Below are 5,022 nucleotides of genomic sequence, written 5' to 3' on the forward strand. Positions count from 1 at the left end.
GTGGGCGACGTAGCGCACCTCCTCGCCGGTGAACTGCTCGAACACGTCCCGGATGGTGCGGCCGTCGCCCGATGGGCACCCCCCGCCGTTCGTGTCATGCGGTGCTGGCAGAGCGTCGTCGTGCCCGGAGCCGGACTTGAACCGGCACGGCCCTAGGGCCAGCGAGGTTTAAGCTCGCCGTGTCTGCATTCCACCATCCGGGCCGGGCGTAGCGGCTCCCGTGGAAAAGCACTGGACGCTGCACCGAGCCTATCGGGATCACCCAGGTCGCCAGCGGGTCGTCTATCCGATGTTGTCTGATTTTATTGGCGCTTGAGGGGTCGTCAGGCCCGAGAACACACGGTGGGCCCGTTACGGGCGGCGATCATCCCCGATACGGGAATGACGGGATTTCGATGGCCCGCGCCACCCCGCCCGCCACCCTCCCCGCCACCCGGGCCACCCCGGCCGTCCCCGAGGGCCGCCGGGCCCGGGGTCATACCAGAGGAGGAGGCGGCCGCCCCTGCGGTCAGACTCCAGTGGGCCAGGGAACGGGCACCTCGGCTGATCCCCGGCGGGGGTGGGCGCCGTGACGATGGAAGGGTCCCGCCGATCCGCAGACCGCAGCCCGGTCCGCAGCCCGAGGAGTCGCTTCCGTGACCACCATGAACTACGCCCCGCACACCACCCAGGCAGTGGCAGCCCGAGCCACCGGCCTCTCCAAGGTGTACGGCCAGGGCGAGACCCAGGTGGTCGCCCTGGACAACGTCTCCGTCGACTTCGGCCAGGGCCAGTTCACCGCGATCATGGGCCCCTCGGGCTCCGGCAAGTCCACCCTGATGCACTGCGTCGCCGGCCTGGACACCTTCTCCGCCGGCTCCGTCCGCCTCGGCGAGACCGAGCTCGGCACCCTCAAGGACAAGCAGCTGACCCAGCTGCGCCGGGACAAGATCGGCTTCATCTTCCAGGCGTTCAACCTGCTGCCGACCCTGACGGCGCTGGAGAACATCACCCTGCCAATGGACATCGCGGGTCGCAAGCCCGACCGGCAGTGGCTCGACACCGTCATCGAGATGGTCGGGCTCTCCGGCCGCCTCGGCCACCGCCCCACCCAGCTCTCCGGCGGCCAGCAGCAGCGCGTGGCCGTGGCCCGCGCCCTGGCCTCCCGCCCCGAGATCATCTTCGGTGACGAGCCCACCGGAAACCTGGACTCCCGCTCCGGCGCCGAGGTCCTCGGCTTCCTGCGCAACTCCGTCCGCGAGCTCGGCCAGACCGTCGTCATGGTCACCCACGACCCGGTGGCCGCCTCCTACGCGGACCGCGTCATCTTCCTCGCGGACGGCCGTGTCGTCGACGAGATGCGCACCCCCACCGCCGACGGGGTGCTCGACCGCATGAAGGCCTTCGACGCCAAGGGCCGCACCAGCTGAGGGACTGCCCCTCCGCCAGTCCTCAACTGACCCCCGACCTCCTGGACTCCTCCGCCATGTTCCGTACCGCCCTGCGCAACGTCCTCGCGCACAAGGCCAGGCTGCTGATGACGGTGCTCGCCGTCACGCTCGGCGTCGCCTTCGTCTCCGGCACCCTCGTCTTCACCGACACCCTCGGCAAGGCCCTCTCCGGCCAGTCCGCCAAGAGCTACGACCACGTCGCCGTCTCCGTGAGCTCGTACGGCCAGTCCCGGGGCGACGACGGCCAGAAGGAGGGCGATCCCGGCATCAGCCAGCAGACCCTCGACAAGGTCAAGGCGGTCAAGGGCGTCGACACCGTCTCCGGCCGGATCTCCGGCTTCGCCGGCGTCGGTGACGAGAACGGCAAGCTGATCGGCACCGGCTGGGCCAACCGCGGCTCCAACTACGCCCCCGCAGGCGACGGCAAGGACCCCGCCTACCGCTTCACCGACGGCAGCGGCCCCGCCGGCGCCGACCAGATGGCCCTCGACAAGGAGACGGCGGACAAGGGCGGGTACAAGGCCGGGGACAAGGTCCGCGTCGCCAGCAACGGCCCGGTGAAGGAGTACACCCTCACCGGCGTCTTCACCACCGACGACGGCCAGGTCAACGCGGGCGGCAGCCTCGTCCTCTTCGACACCGCCACCACCCAGAAGCTGTACCTCAAGCCCGGCTTCTACAACGAGCTCTCCGTCACCGCCAAGGCCGGCGCCTCCGCCGACCAGCTGCTGGCCGACATCAAGCCGCTGCTCGACGGCAAGCGCACCAGGGCCCAGACCGGCGCCGAGCTCGCCAAGAAGCAGGCCGCGGACATCAAGGAGCAGATGAGCGGCATGAGCACCATGCTGCTCGTGTTCGCCGGCATCGCGCTCTTCGTCGGCATCTTCCTGATCTACAACACCTTCACCATGCTGGTCGCCCAGCGCACCAAGGAGCTGGCCCTGCTGCGCGCCGTCGGCGCCAAGCGCAGCCAGGTCATGCGGTCGGTCCTGAGCGAGGCCCTGGTCGTCGGCCTGGTCTCCTCCGCCATCGGCCTGGTCTCCGGCATCGGCCTCGCGGTCGGCATGCGCTCGCTGATGGACTCCATCGGCGCCAAGATCCCGGCGGGCGACCTGATCGTCGCACCGTCGACGATCATCGCCGCCGTCGTCATCGGTGTGCTGGTCACCATGGTCGCCGCGGTGTTCCCCGCCTGGCGCACCGGCCGGATCCCCCCGGTCGCCGCCATGGGCAGCGCCCACCTGCCGGCCACCGCGAAGTCCCTGCTCCTGCGCAACGTCTTCGGCTGCATCCTCGAACTGCTCGGCCTCGTCATGGCCCTGGGCGGCGTGGCCAAGGGCGGCGACACCGGCCGCTACCTCATCGGCGGCGGTGCGTTCTTCCTGCTCATCGGTCTGATCGTGCTGCTCCCGCTGCTGTCCCGGCCGCTCATCGCCGCCGTCCGGCCGCTGCTGGAGAAGATCTTCGGGGTCCCGGGCAAGCTCGCCGCGCAGAACGCCGTGCGCAACCCGCGCCGCACCGCCGTCACCGCCGCCTCCCTCACCATCGGCCTCACCCTGGTCACCACCCTGTCCGTGCTCGGCATCACCATGGGCAAGGCCGTGGACCGGATGAGCACCGACAAGATCAAGGCCGACTACAAGGTCTCCATGGCCATGGGCGGCGGCAGCCTCGACAAGTCCGTCGCCGAGACCCTCTCCAAGGCCAAGGGCATCAAGGCGGTCTCCCCCCAGTCGGCCTTCTTGCTGAAGATCGGCGACGAACTCAAGGCCACCTCGGGCGTGAACCCGGCAGCCATCGGCGAGATGCTCAACGTCGAGGTCGTCAGCGGCTCGCTGAGCAGCCTGGGCAAGGGCGAGGTCGCCGTCGCGGAGAAGACCGCGACGAAGAAGCAGCTGTCCGTCGGCTCGACCCTGCAGGTCATGTACGAGGACGGCCAGAAGGGCTCGCTCAAGGTCGGCGCGGTCTACAAGGACCTGGAGGGCCTGCTCTCCCCGTACGTCGTCGACGACAAGATCCTCTCCGCGCACACCGAGGAGCCGTACATCCCCGAGGTGTACGTCAACACCGTCGGCGGCGAGTCGAAGGCCGGCGAGAAGGCCGTCCTCGACGCCCTCGGCAACAACCCGGCGCTGTCCATCGCGACCAAGCAGGACATGCGCAACGAGATGGGCGGCATGATCAACACCGCCCTGAACATCATGTACGGCCTGCTCGGCATGGCGCTGATCATCTCGGTGCTCGGCGTGGTCAACACCCTGGCGATGTCCGTCTTCGAGCGGACGCAGGAGATCGGCATGCTGCGGGCGATCGGCCTCGACCGGAGCCGGGTCAAGAACATGATCCGCCTGGAGGCCGTGGTCATCTCCCTCTTCGGCGCGGTCCTCGGCATCGTCGTCGGCGTCTTCCTCGCCTGGGCGGTCGGCACCACCCTCAGCAAGTCGGTGCCGGGCTACGCGCTGGTCGTCCCGTACGACCGGATCGGCATCTTCCTGCTGCTCGCCGGCGTGGTGGGCGTCCTGGCGGCCATGTGGCCCGCCCGCAGCGCCGCCCGGCTGAACATGCTGACCGCCATCAAGACCGAGTGACGATGCCCGCCCCGGCCACCGGCCGGAAGCGATTCCCCTCGGCTCGCATCAGCGGGCCGAGGGGTTGGAACTGCTGCCTGTTGACTGGGTTTGAGTGTGTTCTGGCGTGTGTGGGCGAGTGCCTCGTCCTGGTCTGTGGCCGTGGGTTGATGCCGGGTGGGAATGGGGGTTCCTGCATCGAACGGGTGACCTTCGCTGGTGGTGGTCGTTGGGTGTGGGGGCGGGTTGTCCGGTGTGCGAGGGGGGTGTGAAGGGGTGGGCGGGCTGCGGGAGTTGTCGGCGCCGTTCGTCGCGCTCGGGCCCACCGGAGTCGCGGTGCGGACCCGGCTGAAGGACCTCATGCCGCGGGATGAGGAGGTGCTGGCCCTGGTCGGCGCGCACCTCGGCGCCCTCGCCTCGAAGGACCTCAAGACGCGGTGTGCTGACGGGCTGGAGCACTCCACCGGCACGTGGGCAGCGCGCAAACGTGAACTGACGCCGCTCTCGTCATCGCGGTGGGCGGGGGCGATCACGAAGGCCACGCACGACCAGTGGGCGCTGGCCCGGCGCGGCCAGGCAGCACACCTGAAGAGCCTCGAAGCAGGCGTCAGGACGATCACAGACCGCCTGTCGCTGCCCGTCGGGGAGAAGGGCAGCAAGCGCGCCCCGGGCGGATACCGCAGCAGGCAGGAATGGTTCGCCAAGACCCGCCGCCTGCACGTGCTGGAAGACCGCCTCGCCCGCACGCGGGAGGACCGCGACAGCGGACGAGTCCGGGTCGCACGGGGCGGCAAACGCCTGCTGGGCACCCGGCACCAACTCGATGCCGCCCGGCTCACCGAGAGCGGTTGGCGGGAACGCTGGAAGGCGGCTCGCTGGTTTCTCCGGGCGGACGGGGAGTCCGGCAAGAGGTTCGGCAACGAGACGATGCGTGTCACGCCGGACGGCGAGGTGAGCATCAAGCTCCCCGCCCCGCTCGCCCACCTGGCCAACGCGAAACACGGCCGGTACGTCCTCGCCGCGAA

At 69.7% G+C, this 5,022-nt stretch carries 2 protein-coding genes, 1 tRNA gene and 1 pseudogene; 3 read left to right on the forward strand and 1 reads right to left on the reverse strand.

What is annotated here, in order from left to right:
* Nucleotides 1-121: 121 nt before the first annotated feature.
* Nucleotides 122-203: transfer RNA gene (locus ABTY04_RS39975), tRNA-Leu, on the reverse strand.
* A gap of 441 nt (nt 204-644) precedes the next feature.
* Between ABTY04_RS39975 and ABTY04_RS39980 the strand changes: the two genes are divergently transcribed.
* From ABTY04_RS39980 to ABTY04_RS39990, 3 genes and pseudogenes are all read left to right on the forward strand, one after another.
* Nucleotides 645-1,409, forward strand: a complete 765-nt coding sequence (locus ABTY04_RS39980; RefSeq protein WP_352218349.1) for an ABC transporter ATP-binding protein — start codon at nt 645-647, stop codon at nt 1,407-1,409.
* Nucleotides 1,410-1,465: 56 nt separating this feature from the next.
* Nucleotides 1,466-4,018 (forward strand): ABC transporter permease, encoded by a 2,553-nt coding sequence (locus ABTY04_RS39985; protein ID WP_352218348.1) that lies wholly within the window; start codon nt 1,466-1,468, stop codon nt 4,016-4,018.
* A 255-nt stretch (nt 4,019-4,273) separates the two neighbouring features.
* Nucleotides 4,274-5,022 (forward strand): annotated as a pseudogene (locus ABTY04_RS39990) (IS200/IS605 family accessory protein TnpB-related protein); the annotation flags it as partial.

It is taken from the genome of Streptomyces sp. NPDC097981, assembly GCF_040302565.1.
Classification (GTDB): Bacteria; Actinomycetota; Actinomycetes; order Streptomycetales; family Streptomycetaceae; genus Streptomyces.

Bases quoted from the DNA above. Each gene is read 5' to 3' on its own strand.
- ABTY04_RS39985 (WP_352218348.1), top strand. From the start codon at position 1,466: ATGTTCCGTACCGCCCTGCGCAACGTCCTCGCGCACAAGGCCAGGCTG.
- ABTY04_RS39980 (WP_352218349.1), top strand. From the start codon at position 645: ATGAACTACGCCCCGCACACCACCCAGGCAGTGGCAGCCCGAGCCACC.